We start from the raw sequence: 20,977 nt of genomic DNA on the forward strand, positions 1-20,977 counted from the left end.
TCATGCGCCGAACCTAAGATCAGGGTCGGTGTGCGACGAAGAGCCGCCCGCACAGTAGCGGGCTCTGACAGGAGGCAAAACGATGACGAAGAACACGCCATCCACGGGTATTGACCAGTTCGCAGCAGCAGACATGCGCGCGGTGGCCAATACGCGCAAACCTGCCACCGGTCTGCCGGCCAAACAGGGGCTTTACGACCCACGCAACGAACATGATGCCTGTGGCGTCGGCTTCGTCGCGCATATGAAGGGCCAGAAGTCGCACCAGATCGTCAAGGACGGTCTCTTCATTCTCGAGAACCTGACGCACCGCGGTGCTGTCGGCGCCGACCCGCTGATGGGTGATGGTGCTGGTATTCTCGTGCAGATTCCCGATCGCTTCTTCCGCGAGGAAATGGCCAAGCAGGGCATCACCCTGCCGAAGGCCGGCGAATATGGCGTCGGCCATATCTTCATGCCGCGCGACGAAAAGCAGATCGCACATTTCAAGAAGGTGATGCAGGACGTCATCTCCGAAGAGGGCCAGGTTCTCATCGGCTTCCGTGATGTGCCCGTCGACAACTCGTCGCTGTCGAAGGCGCCGGATATTGCCGCGACCGAACCGCATCACTGTCAGATCTTCATCGGTGCGGGCGATAGCGCCGCGACCACCGATGAATTCGAACGCCGCCTGTTCACGCTGCGCAAGGTGATCTCGAACCGTATCTATGACGAGTTCGACGGCGAGGAGAGCCACTTCTATCCGGTGTCGCTGTCGTCCTCGACGATCGTCTACAAGGGCATGTTCCTGGCCTATCAGGTCGGCGCCTATTATACGGACCTGTCGGACCCGCGTTTTGAGTCCGCGGTCGCGCTCGTGCACCAGCGCTTCTCGACCAACACCTTCCCGTCCTGGAAGCTGGCGCACCCTTACCGCATGGTCGCCCATAACGGCGAAATCAACACGCTGCGCTCCAACGTCAACTGGATGGCGGCGCGCCAGGCATCGGTGTCTTCGCCGCTCTTCGGCGAGGATATCTCCAAGCTCTGGCCGATCTCCTATGAAGGTCAGTCGGACACGGCCTGTTTCGACAACGCGCTCGAGTTCCTCGTGCGCGGCGGCTACTCCATGGCGCATGCCGTGATGATGCTGATCCCGGAAGCCTGGGCTGGCAACCAGTCGATGTCGAAGGAGCGCAAGGCGTTTTACGAATACCACGCAGCCCTGATGGAGCCGTGGGACGGTCCGGCCGCCGTCTGCTTCACCGATGGCAAGCAGATCGGCGCGACGCTCGACCGTAACGGCCTGCGTCCCGCCCGTTACCTCGTCACCGACGATGATCGGATCATCCTTGCTTCCGAAGCGGGTACGCTGCCGGTGCCGGAAGAAAGCATCGTCAAGAAGTGGCGCCTGCAGCCCGGCAAGATGCTGCTGATCGACATGGAAAAGGGCAAGATCGTCTCCGACGAGGAGCTGAAGACCGAGCTCGCGACCAAGCATCCCTATCGCAGCTGGCTCGATCGCACGCAGCTGATCCTCGAGGAGCTGAAGCCGGTGGAGCCGCGCGCGCTGCGCCGCGACGTGTCGCTGCTCAACCGCCAGCAGGCCTTCGGCTACACCACCGAAGACACCAAGATCCTGATGTCGCCGATGGCGACGACGGGCCAGGAAGCCGTGGGTTCGATGGGCACCGATACGCCGATCTCGGCCATGTCGGAAAAGTCGAAGCTGCTCTACACCTATTTCAAGCAGAACTTCGCGCAGGTCACCAACCCGCCGATCGATCCGATCCGCGAAGAGCTGGTCATGAGCCTGGTGTCCTTCATCGGCCCGCGCCCGAACATTCTCGACCACGAGGGTGCGGCCAACGCCAAGCGCCTGGAAGTACGTCAGCCGATTCTTACCAATGGCGATCTCGAAAAGATCCGCTCGATCGGTCACACGGAAGACCGCTTCGACACCAAGACGCTCGACTTCACCTATGACGTGGAGCGTGGCGCCGAAGGCATGCCTGAGATGCTCGACCGCCTCTGCGAGCGCGCGGAAGCGGCCGTCAAGGGCGGCTACAACATCATCGTGCTCTCCGACCGCCAGATCGGACCGGATCGCATCGCGATCCCGGCGCTGCTCGCGACGGCCGCCGTGCATCATCACCTGATCCGCAAGGGTCTCAGAACCTCGGTCGGTCTTGTCGTCGAGACCGGCGAGCCGCGCGAAGTGCACCACTTCTGTCTTCTCGCCGGTTACGGCGCGGAAGCGATCAACCCGTACCTGGCCTTCGATACGCTGCTCGACATGCATGCCAAGGGCGAGTTCCCGAAGGAAGTGGACGCGTCCGAAGTCGTCTACCGCTACATCAAGGCGGTCGGCAAGGGCATCCTCAAGGTCATGTCGAAGATGGGCATCTCGACCTATCAGTCCTATTGCGGCGGCCAGATCTTCGATGCGATCGGCCTGCAGCAGGAACTGGTCGACAAGTATTTCTTCGGCACCGCGACGATGATCGAGGGCGTCGATCTGAAGGCGATTTCCGAAGAGACCGTTGCCCGCCACAACTCCGCTTTCGGCAAGGATCCGCTGCTCGCGACCACGCTCGATATCGGCGGCGAATATGCTTACCGCATGCGCGGCGAAAGCCATGCCTGGACGCCGGATGCTGTCGCCACGCTGCAGCACGCCGTTCGCGGCAACTCCGAGGATCGCTACCGCGAGTTCGCCGAGATGGTGAACACGTCGGCGCTGCGCATGAACACCATTCGCGGCCTGTTCAAGATCAAGAGCGCCGAGCAGATCGGGCGGAAGCCCGTCTCGCTCGATGACGTCGAGGCTGCGGTCGAGATCGTCAAGCGTTTCTCGACCGGGGCCATGTCCTTCGGCTCCATCAGCCGCGAGGCGCATACGACGCTGGCGATTGCGATGAACAAGATCGGCGGCAAGTCCAACACGGGTGAGGGCGGCGAAGAGAGTGACCGCTACTTCCCGCTGCCGGATGGTTCGGCGAACCCTGAACGCTCGGCGATCAAGCAAATCGCATCGGGACGCTTCGGTGTGACGACGGAATATCTCGTCAACGCCGATATGCTGCAGATCAAGGTTGCGCAGGGTGCCAAGCCCGGCGAAGGCGGACAGCTGCCCGGCCACAAGGTCGATGCGACGGTCGCCAAGACCCGCCACTCGACGCCGGGTGTCGGCCTGATCTCGCCGCCGCCGCACCACGACATCTACTCGATCGAAGATCTGGCGCAGCTGATCTACGACCTGAAGAACGTCAACCCGACGTCGGATGTTTCGGTCAAGCTCGTCTCGGAAGTCGGCGTCGGCACGGTTGCCGCCGGCGTTGCCAAGGCGCGCGCCGACCACATCACGGTCTCCGGCTTCGACGGCGGCACCGGCGCATCGCCGCTGACCTCGCTGAAGCATGCCGGCTCTCCGTGGGAAATCGGCCTTGCCGAAACGCAGCAGACGCTGGTTTTGAACGGCCTTCGTTCGCGCATCGCGCTGCAGGTCGATGGTGGCCTGAAGACCGGCCGCGACGTCATCATCGGTGCGCTTCTCGGCGCCGACGAATTCGGCTTCGCGACCGCTCCCGTCATCGCCGCCGGCTGCATCATGATGCGCAAGTGCCACCTGAACACCTGCCCTGTTGGCGTTGCCACCCAGGATCCCGTCCTGCGCAAGCGCTTCAAGGGTACGCCGGAGCACGTCATCAACTACTTCTTCTTCGTCGCCAACGAAGTGCGTGAAATCCTGGCCTCGCTCGGCTTCACCAAGTTCGATGACATCATCGGCGCTTCGGAGCTGCTCGAAAAGGACGAGATGCTGGCGCACTGGAAGTCCAAGGGTCTCGACTTCAGCCGCATCTTCCACAAGGTCGAGGCGCCGAAGGAAGCTACCTACTGGACGACGCGCCAGAAGCACCCGATCGACGACATTCTCGATCGCAAGATGATCGCCGAAGCGGAGCCTGCGCTCGCGTCGAAGACGCCTGTCAGCTTCGAAGTCGACATCAAGAACGTCGACCGTTCGGCGGGCGCGATGCTGTCGGGTGAGGTGGCCAAGCGCTACAACCACCGCGGCCTGAAGGAAGACACGATCAACGTGACGCTTCGCGGCACGGCCGGACAGTCGTTCGGCGCGTTCCTGGCGCGCGGCGTGACCTTCAAGCTGATCGGCGACGGCAACGACTATGTCGGCAAGGGTCTCTCGGGCGGCAAGATCATCGTGCGTCCGCCGGAAAACTCGAAGATCATCGCTGAGGACTCGATCATCGTCGGCAACACGGTGCTCTACGGCGCGACCGAGGGCGAGTGCTACTTCCGCGGTGTCGCGGGCGAGCGTTTCGCGGTGCGCAACTCCGGCGCCATCGCCATAGTCGAAGGCGTGGGCGACCACGGCTGCGAATACATGACGGGTGGCGTGGTGGTCGTGCTCGGCGAGACGGGCCGCAACTTCGCGGCCGGCATGTCGGGTGGCGTCGCCTATGTTCTCGACGAGAGCGGCGATTTCGCCAAGCGCTGCAACATGGCGATGGTCGAGCTCGAACCGGTTCCCGAAGAGGACGACCTGATGGAGAAGCTGCATCACCATGGCGGCGATCTCGCGCACAAGGGCCGCGTCGACGTTTCCGGCGACATGACCCGCCACGACGAGGAACGCCTCTACCAGTTGATCTCCAACCACCTGCACTACACGGAATCCACCCGTGCCAAGCAGATCCTGGACAACTGGGCGGAGTATCGTCCGAAGTTCCGCAAGGTCATGCCGGTCGAATACCGCCGCGCGCTCGAGGAAATGGAGCGCAGCCGGATGGGGGTCGCTGCGGAATAACAACACCGACATATCCGCCACGTGCCAATCGTGCGTGGCGGATACCGAAATATCTCGATGACCCATGGCGACTGCGCCGACAGCAATCCTGTCACAGTCTCATGGACGGTTCTCAAGGGGATATGTTCTAATGACGGTTCAGCAATTTGCCCCGGTTAACGGGACTGAAAACAGACAACTGGCTGCGGTGAGGCGGTCATGAGTGTAAGGGAAGACAGCAGCATGGGTAAGGTAACAGGGTTTCTGGAAATCGACCGGCAGGTGGCGAAGTATCAGCCGGCGTCGGACCGTATCCGGCATTTCCGCGAATTCACGATCCCGATGTCGGACCCGGAAGTGCAGAAACAGGCCGCGCGCTGCATGGACTGTGGCATTCCCTATTGCCATGGCCCGACCGGCTGTCCCGTGCACAACCAGATCCCCGACTGGAACGATCTGGTCTACAACAACAACTGGGAAGCAGCGATCCAGAACCTGCATTCGACCAACAACTTCCCTGAGTTCACCGGCCGCGTCTGCCCCGCGCCTTGCGAGGAAGCGTGCACGCTGAACCTCGAGGATGCGCCGGTCGCCATCAAGACCGTCGAGCAGGCGATCGCCGACAAGGCCTATGAGCTTGGCTTCATCCGGCCGCAACCGGCTGCCGTTCGTACCGGCAAGAAGGTGGCGATCATCGGTTCGGGCCCTGCCGGCATGGCGGCGGCGCAGCAGCTTGGCCGCGCCGGCCACGAGGTGCATGTCTATGAGCGTGAATCCAAGCCCGGCGGCCTGCTGCGCTACGGCATTCCCGACTTCAAGATGGAGAAGAACTTCATCGATCGCCGCGTCGAGCAGATCTCGGGCGAGGGCGTGACCTTCCATTGCGGCGTCAATGTCGGCGTCGATCTCAAAGTCGAGCAGCTGATCGCCGATCACGACGCCGTTCTTTACTGCGGCGGTTCGGAAACGCCGCGCGAAGCCGGCATTCCGGGCTTCGACCTTGCCGGCGTCCACGATGCGATGCCTTACCTCGTTCAGCAGAACAAGCGCGTCGGCCGTGAAAACATCGACAGCGTCGGCTGGGCATCGGACCCGATCCTCGCCGGCGCCAAGCATGTCGTCGTCGTCGGTGGCGGTGACACCGCTTCGGACTGCGTCGGCACGGCGTTCCGCCAGGGTGCCGTCAAGGTCACCCAGCTCGACATCCGTCCGCAGCCGCCGGAAAAGGAAGACAAGCTCGCGGTCTGGCCGTTCTGGGCCACCAAGATGCGCACCTCTTCCAGCCAGGCCGAGGGTGCTGTCCGCGAATTCCAGGTCGCGACGCTCGAATTCGTCGGCGAAGACGGCGTCCTCACCGGCGTCAAGTGCTGCGAAGTCGACGAGCGCCGCAAGCCGATCGCCGGCACGGAGTTCATCATCAAGGCAGACCTCGCCTTCATCGCCATCGGCTTCAGCGGCCCGTTCACCACGAGCGTGCTCAAGGAACTCGACGGCAAGCTGACGCTCAACACCGACCGCCGCGGCTCGACCAACGTCGTCGCCAACGACAAGGATTACAAGACCTCGGTCGACAAGTTCTGGACGGCGGGCGATGTGCGCCGCGGTCAGTCGCTGGTCGTCTGGGCGATCCGCGAGGGACGCCAGGCGGCACGCGCGATCGACGAGGCGCTGATGGGCTCGACGGTTCTGCCGCGCTAAGCGGACGGGACGTTCGGATTGATTTTGGCTCGGGGCTGCGCTTTCGCGGCCCCGAGCTTTTTTGTGCCTTGTGCAGCTACATACCGAGAAAGTCTATCTGGCGGCGGGCGCGTCAGTTCGGCGAGTATGGACGGACTGTTTGTTGTACGGGGGTCAATGAATATGTCTGTTCGATCTGTCATCAGCATTGTCGCGGCCTTCTTGTGCGTCGTGGCATCGCCGGCAGGGGCCTGGGAGCGCGCCGGCTATGTCAATTATCCGGCGACGGCGAAGTGCCTGAGCGAGAACATGTGCCTGCTGGTCAGTTGCCCGGCCGTGGGTGCGCCGAGCTTCGAGATGGTGATCTACGAGCACGGCAAGGCGACCGGTGAGCCGTTCGACATCATCATCGATGGCCGCACGTTCACCTTCAATCTGCCGGAGCGCGGCGCCCACGATCTTTATCGCTGGCCGCTTGCCGATGATTTCGCCGACGCGCTTCAGAAGGGGAGCCGGGCGACGCTGGCTTTCGATCCGGTCGGGCTGCCCTATGCGTTTTCGCTGCGCGGAAGTGGGGCTGCGGTGCGGCGGGTGCTTTCCGGCTGCGGATCGTCGACCGCGCCTGTGGTCGCTGCGGCGGCAGCGAGCGGGCGTCTCTCCGGCCTGAGCCCCGAGACGGATTGCCAGGTGGCCACGACGACGGGCGAGGTTGTGGACCTGACGATGAGGGCCTCCGGGCAGGCGATCGAAGGCTTCCAGTTCAAGGACAAGCGCGGCACCGGCTACATCAACGTCGATCCGCCGGGGAATGCCAAGGTCATCCAGGCGAAGCTGATGACGATCATCGTTCCGGGTGCGAAGCTGAAGATCGAGGTGCATGGATGCGGAGCGGCTGCCAGCGTGGAGGTGTTGTCGGCGGTCGAGGTGATCGAGTAGGGCCGGCACGGGACGTCTCCGTCCCGCCGGGCGGTTTGTTTGCGCCATGGTCAACCGCGATGCGGCGATCTATGGTGCGCGGGCCATCGCTTCGCATGGCTATGGGGCAAGGAACAACACCGGATGCCATCGACCGAACTGCTGATCACCTTCTTCGCCACGACGGCGCTCTTTGCTTATATTCCCGGGCCGGCCATGCTTTACGCCGCCGCCCAGACGCTGGCGCGCGGACGACGCGCGGGGTTCATGGCGACGCTCGGCATCCATGTCGGCTGCTATGTGCATGTGATCGCGGCCGCCGCCGGCCTGTCGATCATCTTTCATGCGGTGCCGGTACTCTATATGGCGGTGAAGCTCGCGGGCGCGGCCTATCTGGTCTGGCTCGGCATCTCGCTGTTTCGCAGCAAGTCTCAAGGGGAAACGACGCTCGCTGTCATCGATCCGAAATCCGGCCGGCGGGCCTTTGTCGAAAGCATCTCGATCGAGGTGCTGAACCCGAAGACGGCGATCTTCTTCCTGGCCTTCCTGCCGCAATTCATCGATCCCGCCGCCAGCTTTCCGGTCTGGCTGCAATTCGTGCTGCTGGGCACGATCGTCAATTTCATCTTCTCGTCGGCCGATATCGTCTGCGTGATGCTGGCGGGTGCCGTGGTTTCGAGGCTGAAGCGCTCGGGTTCGGCGCAGCGGCTGGTGCAGCGCGCGGGTGGCGGAATACTGATCGGCCTCGGGGCGCATCTGGCGCTGCAGCGGAGCTAATTGCTGCGATTGGTCGGCTCGGGACTGCCTGGCGCGGCCCCGAGCTGCAAGGTCGGTTTTTAGAGGCCCGCCTCGGCCATCCAGAGTTCGGCATCGGCGCCACCTGGAATACGCAGCGGCGCGGATGGATCGGTCGCGGCTCGCCACACGGCCTCGGCCACGTCGGCGGCATGGGTCACCGGGCCGGTATCGTCCTGCACGCTCTTGATGAACTGCTGAAGCATCGGCGCATAGTCGGCATCATCGAAGCCACGGAAATGGGGGCGGGCGTTTTCGCCGAAGCGCGTGGTTGGCGAGCGGCCGGGCAGAACGATATGCACGCGCACGCCGAACGGCTCCATCTCGACCGCCAAGGATTCCGTCAGCGCGTTCACCGCGGCCTTGCTGGCGCGGTAGACGCCGATAACCGGTAGCGTCTTCACCGTCACCGTCGAAGTGACGTTGATGACGACGCCCGCGCGGCGTTGGCGCATCTGCGGCACGACAGCCTGGACCATCGCCAAGGTGCCGATCGTGTTTGTCTCGAACAACGAGCGAACGGTCTCCGGCGCGGTGAGCTCGATGGGGGAAGGGGCTCCGAAGCCGGCGTTGTTGACAAGCACGTCGATATGACCGGCGGCGGCCACGGCCTCCGCGATGCTTTTGGGGTCGGTGACGTCGAGCGGCAGAACGCGCAGGCGTTCGGATGGCGGTAGCAGGTCGGGGTCGGGCTTGCGCATCGTCGCGATCACATCCCAGCCGCGGTCGAGAAAGAGTTTCGCGGTCTCCAGGCCAAAGCCGGACGAGCAACCGGTGATCAATATCGTGGGCATCTGCGTCTCCAATTGAAAAGGAATGATTGCAGGGTAGTGACCGCATGCGAGACTTGATATAGGCTGCAGTCTCCATTTCTTTAGCGATAGTCCTGATTGTGGCCGTTGATCCCCTTGCCGAAATCGTCACGCTGTTGCAGCCCGCAGCACGTTTCTCGAAGCTGGTCGAATGCGCCGGCCTCTGGCGGATTGAACGCGAGGCCACGGGCGAGCCCTTTTACTGCGCGGTCATCGAGGGGCGCTGTCGTGTGACATTCGGGGAGGAGCCGCCGTTCATTCTTGAGGCCGGCGACTTTGTCCTGGTGCCGGCCATGCGTGATCTCGTCAATGAGAGCATCGATGCGCCGCGCGATCTGCCCGCCGTCGTTCCGAAGCAGATGAGCGACGGTCGCTTCCGCGCGGGTCGTCTCGACGGGCCGCCGGATCTGCGCATGCGCATCGGGCATTGCAGCTTCGGTTCGCCGGATGCGGCGCTTCTGGTTTCGCTGCTGCCCGATGTCGTTGTCGTTCGCGGCGAACCGCGTCTGGCGACGCTGATGCAGTTGGTCGGCGAGGAAACACGCGAGCGGCGGCCGGGGCGGGAGCTGGTGCTTGAACGGTTGCTGGAGGTGCTGCTGATCGAGGCGCTCCGATCCGGCACGCAGCCGACGGGCGCGCCCGGGCTCAGCCGTGGTCTGGCGGATGAACGGCTGGCGGCGGCACTGCACGCGCTGCATGAACGGCCGGCCCATCCCTGGACCGTGGCGGATCTCGCAACCGAAGCGTCGCTCTCCCGATCGGCCTTCTTCGCTCGTTTCAGCCGTGTCGTCGGCCTGCCGCCGATGGAGTATCTGCTGGCCTGGCGCATGGCGCTTGCCAAGCAGCTGTTGCGCAGCCGTGAGTTGGCGATGGATGAGGTGGCGGAGCGCGTGGGTTATGGCTCGGCGAGCGCGTTCAGCGTCGCCTTCTCGCGATATGCGGGCGTGCCGCCGGCTCGGTATGCCCGCAGTCAGCCTCTGCTTGAGAGGTGATCGACCAGCACGCGCAGCTTCTGCGGCTGGCGGTGGCGGCGGGGGTAGTAGATGTAGAAGCCGTCGAAGGGCGGGCAGTAGGTTTCGAGAAGCGGCACGAGCTCGCCGCGCGCGATATAGGGCGCGAAGGTCTCGACCATGCCGAAGGTGATGCCGGCGCCCGAAGAGGCCATGCGCAGCATCATGCCCATGTCGTTGGTGGTCATGTCGGGGTCGACCGCGACATCGAAATCGCGGCCGTTTTCGGTGAATTCCCAGCGGTAGGGGGCGGTGTCCGGTCTCGGTCGCCAGCCGATGCAGACGTGATCGACGAGATCGCGGGGGTGTTGCGGCGCGCCGCGCCGGGCGATGTAATCGGGCGATGCGACGGCGCACTGGCACTGGGCTGACGAGACCGACACGGCCACCATGTCCTGCTCGATCACCTCGCCCAGCCGGATGCCGGCATCGAAGCCGGCCTCGACGATATCGAACTCGCCGTCGGTGATGGTGATATCCAGCCGCAGTTCCGGATATTTCGCCATGAAGCCTGCCAGCAGCGGGCCGGAGATGACGCGTTCGGCGATGGACGACACGGCGATGCGCAGCAGGCCGGATGGCCGCGCGCGGACCTCGCGCACGGCTTCGATCGCCTCCGCGACGCGGTTCGCAGGCTCCTTCACCAGGGATTGGAACAACTCGCCGGCTTCGGTCAGCCGCACGCTGCGCGTGGTCCGCTGGACGAGCGTGACGCCCAGCCGGTCTTCCAGCCGCTGCAGCGCCTGGCTGACGGCGGAGCGGGTCACGCCCAGGCGCTCGGCGGCGACGCGGAAATTGCGCGCTTCCGCGACGGCAAGGAAAACGGAGATGCCTTCGAACTGGTCGCTCATTGGTTAGAATTACTAACCAAGCTATCTCGGATTGGCAACTCGTTCGATGCCAATACCGCCCCTATCTCCCATCCCATGGCGAGACGGAAGAGCCGTCGCCTGCAATAGCATCGGCCCTGCGAGGCCGAAATGAGGAGAGAGATGATGAGCGATCACCCCTATGTCGGCATGTGGATCACCGATGATGGCCGGGTTCGGCACGAGCTTCTGGCGGACGGCCGATACGACGAGGCGCGCGGCAACCGCGAGAGCGCCTATCAGGGACGCTACGAGGTTCGTGGCGCTCACATCGATTACTGGGACGACACCGGCTTTACCGCCGACGGCGACTTCGTCGACCGCGACACGCTGCACCATGGCGGCATGATCCTGCGCCGGCGCTAAGGCTCAATAAAAGAATGGGCCGAGAGGCCCGGAAGGAGACGACATGACTGAGATTTCCCCCATCTGGTTCATCACCGGCGCTTCCTCGGGCCTCGGCCTCGCGCTCGCCGAAGCTGTTCTGGCGCGCGGCTGGCGGGCCGCTGTCACCGCGCGCAAGCCCGGTGCGCTCGACGATCTGGTCGCCCGCTACGGCGATCATGTGTTGCCGCTTGCGCTCGATGTGCGCTCCAGGGCATCGATCGACGAGGCAGTCGCTGCGGCTGAGACGCATTTCGGCGGCATCGACGTGCTGGTCAACAATGCCGGCTACGGCTATCTCGCGGCGATCGAAGAGGGCGATGATCAGGAAATCCGTGACCAGTTCGAGACCAATGTCTTCGGCCTGATCGCGGTGACCAAGCGGGTGCTCCCCGGCATGCGCGCGCGGCGTCGCGGCCATGTGTTCAACACGTCGTCGCTCGGTGGCCTCGTGGCGTTCGCGGCGACCGGCTATTACCACGCCACCAAGTTCGCGGTTGAGGGCTTGTCGGAATCGCTCTCGCACGAGGTGGCGCCTCTTGGTATCAAGGTCACCATTCTGGAACCGGGCGCGTTCCGCACCAATTGGGCTGGGAGTTCGATGATCGAATCGGCGAGCGTGATTGACGACTACGCCGAGACGGCGGGCAAGCGAAGGGCCGCGACCCGTGCAGTCTCCGGTAATCAGCCGGGCGATCCGGCGCGCGCCGCAGCCGCCGTCATTGCCGCCTATGAGGCGAAAGAGCCGCCGTTGCGCCTCCTGCTGGGCGCGCCGGCATTGAAGATCGCGCGCGAGCGGCTGGATGCGCTGCGGTCGAATTTCGATGCCTGGGCGGATGTGACGCTGAGTGCGGATTTTCCGAGCTGAACCAGTCAAGCTAAGAAGGAGAGAGGCGGGCGTGCGAGCGCCCGCTCTTACTTGACCGAGACCTCGGCCGTCGATTTGGCGGCGGGGCGGCTGTAATCGTCGACGCGGCCGGCCGGCGGCTTGGCCATCTCGCCGTCCTGCACCAGCTTGTCGCGCGGAGATTTCGTGGCGCTGACGGGAATGGCAGCGCCGCCGAGAAGGGCCGTTCCGCCGTCGAGGTTGGGGTCGGAGAGCGCGATCGGGTCGGTGTGATCGGCCGGGTTCGACGAGAGGCCGATCGCCAGCGCACTGCTGTTGTCGAGGCGCACGAGATCGGGGCTTGCCTGGGTGCCGAGAATGCGGCGGGCCGGCTTTTCGACGTAGAAGGCGATCTTGCGGCGGCCGGCATCGGTCATGTTGATGCCGTCGGAGGTGCGCAGGCGCACCTGTTGGCCGTTGATGTCGGAGCCGGTGACGATGAAGTCGCCGCTCTCGCTGACGAAGCCGTCCCAGATATCGACGAATTCGCCGCCGATCGATTCCACCTGCTTGCGGTAAACCTGGTTCATCTGCGCCGCATCCGCCATCATCGAAGGCGAATCGAAGGCCGGCAGGCCGACCCAGAGCAGCGGGATCTTCCTAGCCGTCACCGCCTTGCCGAAGGCGAGAACGCGGCGCTGGTATTCGGTGTACCAGCCATCGGTGCGGAACTTCTCCTTGCCGACATCGGTCACCATCTGCTGACGGTCGTTGGCGCCGAGCATGACGACGACCATGGCGGGCTTTGCCTCGTCCATGAATTTCGTCAGCTGCGTCGGCCAGTCGTAATAATCGTCGCGCACGAGGCCGGAGGCGACGTTGCTGTGGGTCTCGATGAGGATGCCCGGCGAATCCTGGAAGGCCGCATCCATGCCGACGCCGAGACCGCCGGCCAGAAAATCGCCGACGACAAGGATCTTCTGGGCGTTGTCGAGCTTCTCGACGACCTTCTCTTCCGGGGCGATCACGGGTGCGGCGCGTGGCGTGGAGACGGTGGCCTTGGGCGGTGTTGTCTTCTTGCGCTGTGGCGCGGCGCGCGGCCGCGTGTATTGGCCGGGCGCCTGCGGGGCCTCGTCGATGTAACGGCGGCCCAAGAAGAAATCCATGAGCGAGCGGCGCTGGTAATAGCGCTGTTCCTGGGCTTCAGCCGACACGGGTGGCAGGACAGAGGTGGAAAAGACCAGCACCGCCGCGCCCAACGCGCCCCAGCGGAGCATGCCGCGAACGCCAACCTTGGCTGTTGTCTGATCTACTCGTTTACGCATATCGGCCGCCCTGCATCGACGCTTATTTTCTCATGGAGCGGGACGGGCGTCCACACCCCAAAGCGCGGTGCGCGTGTTTTTGATCGCGACGTGACGGCTACTTGCGAAGCGCGTTCAGGAGCGGCAGCGAGGGTTCGCCATCCGCCTGCATGCCGATACGGCCCTGGACGGCGGCGATCGCGGCCTTGGAACCACTGCCGAAATTGCCGTCGACCTCGCCGTCATAGTAGCCGAGCGCCTTCAGGCGGGTCTGCAGCTCGAACTTCTCCTTGACGTCGAGCGTGCCATCCGGGCGCGGCCAGCGCTGCTTCATGCCGCCATAGCCGGCGATCTCGTCGGCGAGCAGGCCGACGGCAATCGCGTAGCTGTCGGAGGCGTTGTACTTCTTGATGGTGTAGAAGTTGCTGGTCATCAGGAAGCCCGGGCCGTCATTGCCGGCGGGCATCTTCAAGACCGCCTTGCCGGAGCCGTCCTTGAAGCCCATCCCGCTCGGGCGCTTCAGGCCAAGGGCTGCCCACTGCGACAGCGTCATGGTCTTGCCGACGTGCTTCAGCGCGCTTGATGGAACCTGGACTTCGTAGCCCCAGGTCTTGCCGAAATCCCAGCCGTTCTTCTTCAGGAGATTGGCGGATGTGGCGAGCGCGTCGGGAACCGAGTTCCAGATGTCGCGGTGGCCGTTGCCGTCGGCGTCGACGGCGTAGAGCAGGTAGCTGGTGGGGATGAACTGGGTGTGGCCCATGGCGCCGGCCCAGGAGCCGGTCATGCCATCAGGCGAGATGTCACCGTTCTGCAGGATCTTCAGGGCGGCGATCAGCTGCTTCTGCGCGAACTTGGTGCGCTTGGCGTCGGCATAGGCGAGTGTCGCCAGCGCGCGGGGCACGTAATGCAGCCTGTCGTCCTTCTCGAGCACCGCGCCGTAGTTCGATTCCATCGACCAAATCGCCAGGAGAATCGTCTTGTCGACACCGAAGTTCCGCTCGATCCAATTCAACGTAGAGGCGTGTTTGGCCATCATCTTGCGGCCGATCTGGACGGTATAGGGATTTACGCGAGAATCCACGTAATCCCAGATTTTCGTCGTAAATTCAGGCTGATAAGTAGCCTTTTCCAGCACCGTAGGGTCAGGGTCGCTGACGCCTGAGAAAGCTTTACGATAAGTTGCCTTGCTGATGCCATTTTGAGCGGCAGTTTGATAGAAGTCCGCGATCCACTTCTGGAACCGCTGGTCGGCCATGGCGTTAACAGGCGCCAGACTGGCGGATGCGGTCATGATGAATGCGAATGCAAGACCACGAAGGGAGATTTTGTGATTTTGAGTCATCGGCGGTCATCCGTCCTTTCGTTTCAGGCACAGCAGAGCGCAAAAATTCCGCTCAGGCCTGAGACTACCCGAACGGAGTCAACAAATTCTTTACCATGACGCACGAACACAGTCACTATTTGCAAAACCGTAGCAAATCTCATCTAATCCGATCAAAATCGCGTTATATTTCAAGCGTTAGAATCATCCCAGGAGGCCTGTGTGGCAGAGCATAAAAAAGTTCGCAAAGCTGTATTCCCGGTCGCCGGTCTCGGCACGCGCTTCCTTCCGGCCACGAAGGCCGTTCCGAAGGAAATGCTGACTGTCGTCGACAAGCCGATCATTCAGTATGTGGTGGACGAAGCGCTGGAAGCCGGGATCGAGCATTTCGTTTTCGTGACGGGCCGTAACAAGCACATCATCGAAGACTATTTCGATATCCATTTCGAGCTTGAGCAGACGCTGCGCGAGCGCAGCAAGAACGCCGAAATCACGCTGCTCGCAGGCCAGCTTCCCAAGGCTGGTACCGTGAGCTTCACGCGCCAGCAGGAGCCGCTCGGCCTCGGTCACGCCGTATGGTGCGCCCGCGAGATCATCGGCGACGAGCCTTTCGCGCTGCTGCTTCCCGACATGATCATGAAGAGCGAAGCCAAGGGCTGCATGAAGGGCATGATCGACCTTTATGCCCAGAGCGGCGGCAACATCATCGCTGTCGAAGAGTGCGCGCCCGATCAGGCCCACAAGTACGGCATCGTCGGCGTCGGCGACGCGATCGGTGACGGCTTCCGCATCACCGGCATGGTCGAAAAGCCCGCCAAGGGCACCGCACCGTCGAACTTCTTCATCAACGGCCGCTACATCCTGCAGCCGGAAGTGTTCAAGATCCTGGAAACCCAGGAACGCGGCGCCGGCAACGAGATCCAGCTCACCGACGGCATGCTGAAGCTCCTGAAGGACCAGGCTTTCGCCGGTTACCACTTCAAGGGCACGACCTACGACTGCGGCGCCAAGGATGGCTTCATCCTCGCCAACGTTGCCTTCGCGCTCGAGCGTGCGGATATCCGCCCGACCGTGATCGAGGGCTTCAAGGACCTGCTCAAGGGTCTCTGATATCAGGCGATCGAAGGGGAGGCCGCTTCGCGGTCTTTCCGATCGCTATCAGCGTTTCAGCTTCAGACCGACGCCGGCTCGCCATTGCTGCGAGTCGGCGCCGACTTTTCTGGAGGTAAGTTCGTAACCGATGGTGCTCGTCAGATCGAGATATCGGTTGATGTTCCAGGTCAGGCCGGCGCTGGTCGTATAGACCGTCTCGTCGCTGATCGCGCTATCCGATGGATAGTCGCGCAAGGTAATCCCACCCAGGAAGGTTCCGACCAGATTGTCGCGCAGCTGATGCGTGACCGTCGTCGTCATGGCGCGCGAGATATAGCCCGCGACACCCGGCGTGGTGGATGGCTGCAGGCTGGTTTGCAGTCCGAAATCGATATCCGTGCCGCGCAGAGGCGACCAGCGGACGCTGGCATCAAGCACGGTTGCGTCGATATCGGACAACCTGTTGTCGTCGAAGCTGGCGATCTCGTAGCCGACGCCCACTTCGCCGCGCAGCTTTTCGCCGAGATCGACCTCGACGCCGACCTTGGCGCCGTAGCTGTCGCCGGAGCGCTGGTAGCCCGCCACGTCGGTCGTCTGGTCGTATACCGTCTTGCCGACATTGCCTTCGATGAAGGGGATCAGGGCAGGCGACAGCTCGTAGCCGATGCGGCCACGCAGCGTGCCCGATGTCTGGTCGCGGTCGCTGAGCGATACGACGGTGCCATCAGACAGCGTCGCGTCGGAATAGATCGTGCGGGTGAAATCGATGCCGGTGCTGCCGCGCAGGATGCCGAAGTCGCGCTCGATCGAGGCGCCAAGCGTGAACTCCTGCACGTCCGACTGCTGGTCGGCGTTCTGGATGGCGTTCGGGTCGTCGGTGTCTTCGCGGTAGAAGTGGTAGCCGCCGTTGATGTGGGCCGTGGTTTCCTCGGGGAGATCAAGCCTCAGATCGCCGTTGATCCGGAAGTCCGGCTGCTCCTCGCCTTCGCCACTGACATTCTTTTGCCAGGCGCCTTCGCTTGTGATCAGCAACTGATGCAGCGCCCAGTCCGACGTCAGCGTGGTCTTCATGTCGGTTTCGAGGAAGGCGCGCGTCTGCTTGACGTCGCCGTCCTTCTGCGTCTCGGTGTTGATGCTCTGCGTCACCGTCGGGCGCAGCACGAAGGTTCCGACGCGGATGCCGGGCGTTTCCTCGGTCGAGAGATTGACGTCGGGCTTGCGCGGCCTGCGCTCGTCGAGTGGAGCCTCGCGGGTGTTCAGCCGCATCATGTCTTCGTCGAGAATGGAGCCGGTGGTCTCGTCGCTCGGCTGGTCGCCTGATGTGGTTTGGCGTGCGGCCGCGCTGGTGTTGGCGCTGGTGCCGTTGGCGGTGCTGTCGTTCGCATTGGCCGGGTCGTCGGCGGATGCCGTGGCGCCGGGTATGGCCGTGCCGTCATCCTGTTGATCGCCTGTTGCATCGGGGGTGGCGATGTAGGCGGACTGGGCAAGGGGAGAGGAAGATGCGGCCGTGCGCGCCGTCTGCGCAAGCGCCGAAACAGGAGCCATGAGCTCGAGACCTGCCAGCACCACGGACACGGCAACGCCCGCCGTGCGGAGCGGCGTCAGACTGCTCGTATGTCTCCAATGGCCCATATGGTCGCGCTCGGCATGCTTCGAAGTGGTTACCCGAACGTAAAGCCTCGTGGTTAACCATTCGTTGCCATTTGGCCGCAAGCAGTGCGCAATCCGCCGCTGCGGTGGACACCGCGCTGGAAAGCGGCTAACGGATGGCGATGATCAAGCGAGCGGTAAATCTCATCGACAACGGCGTGATCGACTCGGCCAGGCGCACACTCGCCACCGAACGACAGTCGTTGGTGTCCCTCGAACAGGCCTTTGACGGCGACCTCGCCGGGCCTTTCATGCAGGCCGTCGAAACGATCGGCGGGATTTCGGGGCGAGTGATCGTCACCGGCGTCGGCAAAAGCGGCCATATCGGCGTCAAGATCGCCGCGACGCTGGCTTCGACCGGAACGCCCGCCTTCTTCATGCATGCCGCCGAGGCCAATCACGGCGATCTCGGCATGGTAGGGCTGGGGGATGCGGTGCTGGCGCTATCGAAGGGCGGCGAGAGCGCGGAACTGCGCAACGTGATCGCCTATACGCGCCGCTTCTCCATTCCGCTGATCTCCATGACCTGCTCGCCGGATTCGTCGCTGGCCAAGGCGTCCGATGTCGTGCTGCTGATGCCGAATGTCGAGGAAGCCTGCCCGCACGGCTTGGCGCCAACCACGTCGACGATGATGCAGCTCGCCATGGGTGATGCGCTGGCGATCGCGCTGCTCGAGGCGCGCGGCTTCACGGCGCGCGACTTCCATGTGTTTCATCCGGGCGGCAAGCTGGGTGCGGCCTTGAGCCATGTCGCCGACGTCATGCACACCGGCGAGCGCGTGCCGCTGGTTGCCAAGGGCACACCGCTGCCGGAGGCGATCTCGACGCTATCGCGCAAGCATTTCGGCTGCGTCGGCATTTTGGACGAAGACGGCCGGCTTTGCGGCATTGTCACCGAGGGCGACATGGCGCGCAATCTCTCGCGCAATCTGTCGGAGCTCGTGGTCGACGATATCATGACGCGTTCGCCGAAGACGGTGAAGCCGAATGTCTTGGCGACCGCGGCGCTGGCATTGCTCAACAAGCACAGCATCGGCGCGCTTATCGTCGTCGACGACGACAACAAGCCGGTCGGGCTTATTCATTTCCACGATCTTCTCAGGATCGGCGTGGCCTGATCAAGGCCAGCTTGATCGGGATCAAGACGAGCTTGATCGGGATCAGGCTTCCTCGACCGTCAGGTCGCGGCCGTTGCTTGATATGACCTTGACGCGCGCGCCGACGGGCAGATCCGGGCCGCTCACCTTCCATTGCGTGTCGTCCAGCTTGATGCGGCCACGGCCCTCGGTGATCGGCTCGGCGAGCGTCGCGGTGCGGCCGACGAGGCTGGCGCCGCGCTGGTTGAGGAAGGGCTCGTCCGTCTCGCCGTGATCGCGCGTCAGCTTGCGGCCGATGAAGGTGGCGGCGACGGCGAAGGCGGCAAACAGGATCGCCTGCAGCTGCCAGACCCAGAAGGCGCTATCCCAAAAGAGCAGCGACAGCGCGCCGACGGCGATTGCCGCAAGGCCGATCCAGACGAGGAAGAAGCCGGGCACCAGCATCTCGGCGGCGAGCAGCACGAGGCCGACGACCCACCAGCTCCATGGCCCCAATTCCGATGTGATGGCGGACAGCATCGATCAGCGCTCCGGGTTCTGGTTGAACGGGTTGACCTGCGGAGTGGTGCGCGGGGCCTGGACCTGGCGCGGCGCGGGGGCTGCCGGCAGAGTGTCCTTGCCGCCGAAGACTTCCTTGGCGATGGCGCCGATGCCGCTTAGCGAGCCAATGATCGACGAGGCCTCGATCGGCATCAGCACGACCTTGGAATTGGTGGCCGAGCCGATCGCGGTCAGCGCCTCGGTGTATTTCTGCGCCACGAAGTAGTTGATCGCCTGCACGTCGCCGGCGGCGATCGCCTCGGACACCATCTTCGTGGCCTTGGCTTCGGCCTCGGCCAGGCGTTCGCGCGCCTCGGCGTTGCGGAAGGCGGATTCGCGCTGGCCCTCGGCCTGCAGGATCGCCGACTGCTTGGCGCCCTCGGCGCGCAGGATCTGTGCGTTTCTCGAGCCTTCGGCCTCCAGCACCTGGGCGCGCTTCTCGCGCTCGGCCTTCATCTGGCGGGCCATGGCGTCGACGAGGTCGCGCGGCGGCTGGATGTCCTTGATCTCGACGCGGGTGACCTTGATGCCCCAGGGCTGGACGGCATCATCCACGACGCGCAGCAGGCGGTCATTGATGGCGTCGCGGTTGGAGAGCAGCTCGTCGAGATCCATCGAGCCCATGACCGAGCGGATGTTGGTCATGGTCAGGTTGAGGATGGCATTTTCGAGATTGGAGACCTGGTAGGCCGCCTGGGCGGCGTTGAGGATCTGGTAGAAGGCGACGGCATCGGCCGAGACGGAGGCGTTGTCGCGGGTGATGACTTCTTGCGTCGGTACGTCGAGCACCTGCTCCATGACGTTCATGCGGGCGCCGACGCGCTCGATGAAGGGGGTGATGATGTTGAGGCCCGGACCCAGCGTGCGAGTGTAGCGGCCGAAGCGCTCGACCGTGTACTGATAACCCTGCGGGACCGTCTTGATGCCGGCGAAGAGCACCAGGATGACGAAGACCACCAGCGCGATGACCACGATGTCGAAGCCGCCCAAAACCATGAAATACCTCCCAAACCCGAATCGAATAGCCGCACCTTAGCCGAGACGATTTCAAAAGCCACGCTCTCAGGTAGTCGTGCCGCCTCACCCATCAAATATGGGGGTTCGATTGGTTCTTCACAATGTGGTCCCTTTGGCCTAGAACGCCCGCATCCGGTCGCAGCCCACCCGGTCAAAACAAGGGATCAAACATCATGAAGACTATCGTCATCTGCTCCGGCGGATTGGACTCCGTTTCGCTTGCGCACAGGATCGCCGCGGAACAAACCCTCATCGGCCTTCTCTCCTTCGATTACGGCCAGCGTCACCGCAAGGAACTCGACTATGCCGCCGCCTGCGCAAAGCGGCTCGGCGTGCCGCATCAGATCATCGACATCAGGCCGATCGGCAGCCATCTCACCGGCTCGGCGCTGACCGACAATATCGACGTGCCCGATGGACACTATGCCGAGGAGACCATGAAGGCGACCGTGGTTCCGAACCGCAACGCCATCATGCTCGCCATCGCCTTCGGGCTTGCCGCCGCGCAGCAGGCGGATGCCGTGGCCGTTGCCGTGCATGGCGGCGACCACTTCATCTATCCGGATTGCCGCCCCGGCTTTATCGACGCGTTCCAGGTGATGCAGGATGCAGCTCTCGACGGCTATGCCAGCGTCAAGCTGCAGGCGCCCTGCGTCAATGCCACCAAGGCCGATATCGTCACGGATGGGGCGAAGCACGGCACGCCGTTTGCCGAGACGTGGTCGTGCTACAGGGGCGGCGCGCGCCATTGCGGGCGCTGCGGCACCTGCGTCGAGCGGCGCGAGGCGTTTCATCTGGCCGGCGTCGCAGACCCGACGGAGTACGAGGACGCCGATTTCTGGAAGTCGGCGACATCGGGCTTCTCGGCCACGGAGGTGTAAC

At 63.5% G+C, this 20,977-nt stretch carries 16 protein-coding genes and 1 pseudogene; 10 read left to right on the forward strand and 7 right to left on the reverse strand.

All coding sequences use genetic code 11. The annotated features are described in order from the left end of the window. Positions 1–82: 82 nt before the first annotated feature. The 4 genes from gltB (at position 83) to QTL96_RS26120 (ending at position 8,155) form a co-directional block, all read left to right on the forward strand. Positions 83–4,807 carry a glutamate synthase large subunit gene (gltB, locus tag QTL96_RS26105; protein WP_289729760.1) on the forward strand — a complete coding sequence of 1,575 codons (4,725 nt, stop codon included), beginning with the start codon at positions 83–85 and terminating at the stop codon, positions 4,805–4,807. Between the two features lie 222 nt (positions 4,808–5,029). Further along, on the forward strand, positions 5,030–6,484 hold the full coding sequence (locus tag QTL96_RS26110; RefSeq protein ID WP_289729761.1) for a glutamate synthase subunit beta: 1,455 nt from the start codon (positions 5,030–5,032) through the stop codon (positions 6,482–6,484). Positions 6,485–6,646: 162 nt separating this feature from the next. Beyond that, the gene (locus QTL96_RS26115) at positions 6,647–7,399 is read left to right on the forward strand and encodes a hypothetical protein (protein WP_289729762.1); all 753 of its coding nucleotides are present in this window, start codon (positions 6,647–6,649) and stop codon (positions 7,397–7,399) included. 123 nt (positions 7,400–7,522) lie between these two features. Then, entirely contained in the window at positions 7,523–8,155 is a 633-nt protein-coding gene (locus QTL96_RS26120; RefSeq protein WP_289729763.1) for a LysE family translocator, read from the forward strand. A 59-nt stretch (positions 8,156–8,214) separates the two neighbouring features. On the opposite strand, the gene QTL96_RS26125 is transcribed toward QTL96_RS26120, so the two are convergent. Continuing rightward, positions 8,215–8,967 carry an SDR family oxidoreductase gene (locus QTL96_RS26125; RefSeq protein ID WP_289729764.1) on the reverse strand — a complete coding sequence of 251 codons (753 nt, stop codon included), beginning with the start codon at positions 8,965–8,967 and terminating at the stop codon, positions 8,215–8,217. A gap of 98 nt (positions 8,968–9,065) precedes the next feature. On the opposite strand from QTL96_RS26125, the gene QTL96_RS26130 reads away from it, so the two are divergent. Continuing rightward, the gene (locus QTL96_RS26130; protein ID WP_289729765.1) at positions 9,066–9,977 is read left to right on the forward strand and encodes an AraC family transcriptional regulator; all 912 of its coding nucleotides are present in this window, start codon (positions 9,066–9,068) and stop codon (positions 9,975–9,977) included. Here QTL96_RS26130 and QTL96_RS26135 read toward each other — a convergent pair. Then, the gene (locus tag QTL96_RS26135) at positions 9,956–10,846 is read right to left on the reverse strand and encodes a LysR family transcriptional regulator (RefSeq protein ID WP_289729766.1); all 891 of its coding nucleotides are present in this window, start codon (positions 10,844–10,846) and stop codon (positions 9,956–9,958) included. The two genes, QTL96_RS26130 and QTL96_RS26135, sit on opposite strands and share 22 nt — an antisense overlap. A 153-nt stretch (positions 10,847–10,999) precedes the next feature. On the opposite strand from QTL96_RS26135, the pseudogene QTL96_RS26140 reads away from it, so the two are divergent. Together QTL96_RS26140 and QTL96_RS26145 are read left to right on the forward strand one after the other, a co-directional pair. Further along, positions 11,000–11,230, forward strand: a pseudogene (locus tag QTL96_RS26140) (Atu4866 domain-containing protein); the annotation flags it as partial. A gap of 43 nt (positions 11,231–11,273) precedes the next feature. Continuing rightward, entirely contained in the window at positions 11,274–12,116 is an 843-nt protein-coding gene (locus QTL96_RS26145; RefSeq protein WP_289729767.1) for an oxidoreductase, read from the forward strand. Between the two features lie 47 nt (positions 12,117–12,163). Here QTL96_RS26145 and QTL96_RS26150 read toward each other — a convergent pair whose 3' ends face one another. Next, positions 12,164–13,351 (reverse strand): DUF459 domain-containing protein, encoded by a 1,188-nt coding sequence (locus QTL96_RS26150; protein WP_289729854.1) that lies wholly within the window; start codon positions 13,349–13,351, stop codon positions 12,164–12,166. Between the two features lie 145 nt (positions 13,352–13,496). Then, the gene (locus QTL96_RS26155) at positions 13,497–14,720 is read right to left on the reverse strand and encodes a lytic murein transglycosylase (protein WP_112945247.1); all 1,224 of its coding nucleotides are present in this window, start codon (positions 14,718–14,720) and stop codon (positions 13,497–13,499) included. Between the two features lie 201 nt (positions 14,721–14,921). On the opposite strand from QTL96_RS26155, the gene galU reads away from it, so the two are divergent. After that, positions 14,922–15,809 carry a UTP--glucose-1-phosphate uridylyltransferase GalU gene (gene galU / locus QTL96_RS26160; protein WP_018899750.1) on the forward strand — a complete coding sequence of 296 codons (888 nt, stop codon included), beginning with the start codon at positions 14,922–14,924 and terminating at the stop codon, positions 15,807–15,809. Between the two features lie 48 nt (positions 15,810–15,857). Here the strand turns inward: galU and QTL96_RS26165 are convergent, their stop codons facing one another. Then, positions 15,858–17,423, reverse strand: a complete 1,566-nt coding sequence (locus QTL96_RS26165; protein WP_289729768.1) for an outer membrane beta-barrel protein — start codon at positions 17,421–17,423, stop codon at positions 15,858–15,860. Positions 17,424–17,563: 140 nt separating this feature from the next. On the opposite strand from QTL96_RS26165, the gene QTL96_RS26170 reads away from it, so the two are divergent. Next, on the forward strand, positions 17,564–18,559 hold the full coding sequence (locus QTL96_RS26170; protein ID WP_112981611.1) for a KpsF/GutQ family sugar-phosphate isomerase: 996 nt from the start codon (positions 17,564–17,566) through the stop codon (positions 18,557–18,559). Between the two features lie 42 nt (positions 18,560–18,601). On the opposite strand, the gene QTL96_RS26175 is transcribed toward QTL96_RS26170, so the two are convergent. Further along, entirely contained in the window at positions 18,602–19,057 is a 456-nt protein-coding gene (locus QTL96_RS26175; protein ID WP_289729769.1) for an NfeD family protein, read from the reverse strand. 3 nt (positions 19,058–19,060) lie between these two features. Next, positions 19,061–20,074 (reverse strand): SPFH domain-containing protein, encoded by a 1,014-nt coding sequence (locus tag QTL96_RS26180; protein WP_289729770.1) that lies wholly within the window; start codon positions 20,072–20,074, stop codon positions 19,061–19,063. Positions 20,075–20,268: 194 nt separating this feature from the next. Between QTL96_RS26180 and queC the strand changes: the two genes are divergently transcribed. Then, on the forward strand, positions 20,269–20,976 hold the full coding sequence (queC, locus tag QTL96_RS26185) for a 7-cyano-7-deazaguanine synthase QueC (RefSeq protein WP_289729771.1): 708 nt from the start codon (positions 20,269–20,271) through the stop codon (positions 20,974–20,976). Position 20,977 lies beyond the last annotated feature (1 nt).

It is taken from the genome of Rhizobium sp. S163 (assembly GCF_030380805.1).
Classification (GTDB): Bacteria; Pseudomonadota; Alphaproteobacteria; order Rhizobiales; family Rhizobiaceae; genus Rhizobium.

Excerpts from the sequence above, each read along its gene's own strand:
- gltB (WP_289729760.1), top strand. The coding sequence starts at position 83 with ATGACGAAGAACACGCCATCCACGGGTATTGACCAGTTCGCAGCAGCA.
- QTL96_RS26110 (WP_289729761.1), top strand. The coding sequence starts at position 5,030 with ATGGGTAAGGTAACAGGGTTTCTGGAAATCGACCGGCAGGTGGCGAAG.
- QTL96_RS26115 (WP_289729762.1), top strand. The coding sequence starts at position 6,647 with ATGTCTGTTCGATCTGTCATCAGCATTGTCGCGGCCTTCTTGTGCGTC.
- QTL96_RS26120 (WP_289729763.1), top strand. The coding sequence starts at position 7,523 with ATGCCATCGACCGAACTGCTGATCACCTTCTTCGCCACGACGGCGCTC.
- QTL96_RS26125 (WP_289729764.1), bottom strand. The coding sequence starts at position 8,967 with ATGCCCACGATATTGATCACCGGTTGCTCGTCCGGCTTTGGCCTGGAG.
- QTL96_RS26135 (WP_289729766.1), bottom strand. The coding sequence starts at position 10,846 with ATGAGCGACCAGTTCGAAGGCATCTCCGTTTTCCTTGCCGTCGCGGAA.
- QTL96_RS26145 (WP_289729767.1), top strand. The coding sequence starts at position 11,274 with ATGACTGAGATTTCCCCCATCTGGTTCATCACCGGCGCTTCCTCGGGC.
- QTL96_RS26150 (WP_289729854.1), bottom strand. The coding sequence starts at position 13,351 with ATGCTCCGCTGGGGCGCGTTGGGCGCGGCGGTGCTGGTCTTTTCCACC.
- QTL96_RS26155 (WP_112945247.1), bottom strand. The coding sequence starts at position 14,720 with ATGACTCAAAATCACAAAATCTCCCTTCGTGGTCTTGCATTCGCATTC.
- QTL96_RS26165 (WP_289729768.1), bottom strand. The coding sequence starts at position 17,423 with ATGGGCCATTGGAGACATACGAGCAGTCTGACGCCGCTCCGCACGGCG.
- QTL96_RS26170 (WP_112981611.1), top strand. The coding sequence starts at position 17,564 with ATGATCAAGCGAGCGGTAAATCTCATCGACAACGGCGTGATCGACTCG.
- QTL96_RS26175 (WP_289729769.1), bottom strand. The coding sequence starts at position 19,057 with ATGCTGTCCGCCATCACATCGGAATTGGGGCCATGGAGCTGGTGGGTC.
- QTL96_RS26180 (WP_289729770.1), bottom strand. The coding sequence starts at position 20,074 with ATGGTTTTGGGCGGCTTCGACATCGTGGTCATCGCGCTGGTGGTCTTC.
- queC (WP_289729771.1), top strand. The coding sequence starts at position 20,269 with ATGAAGACTATCGTCATCTGCTCCGGCGGATTGGACTCCGTTTCGCTT.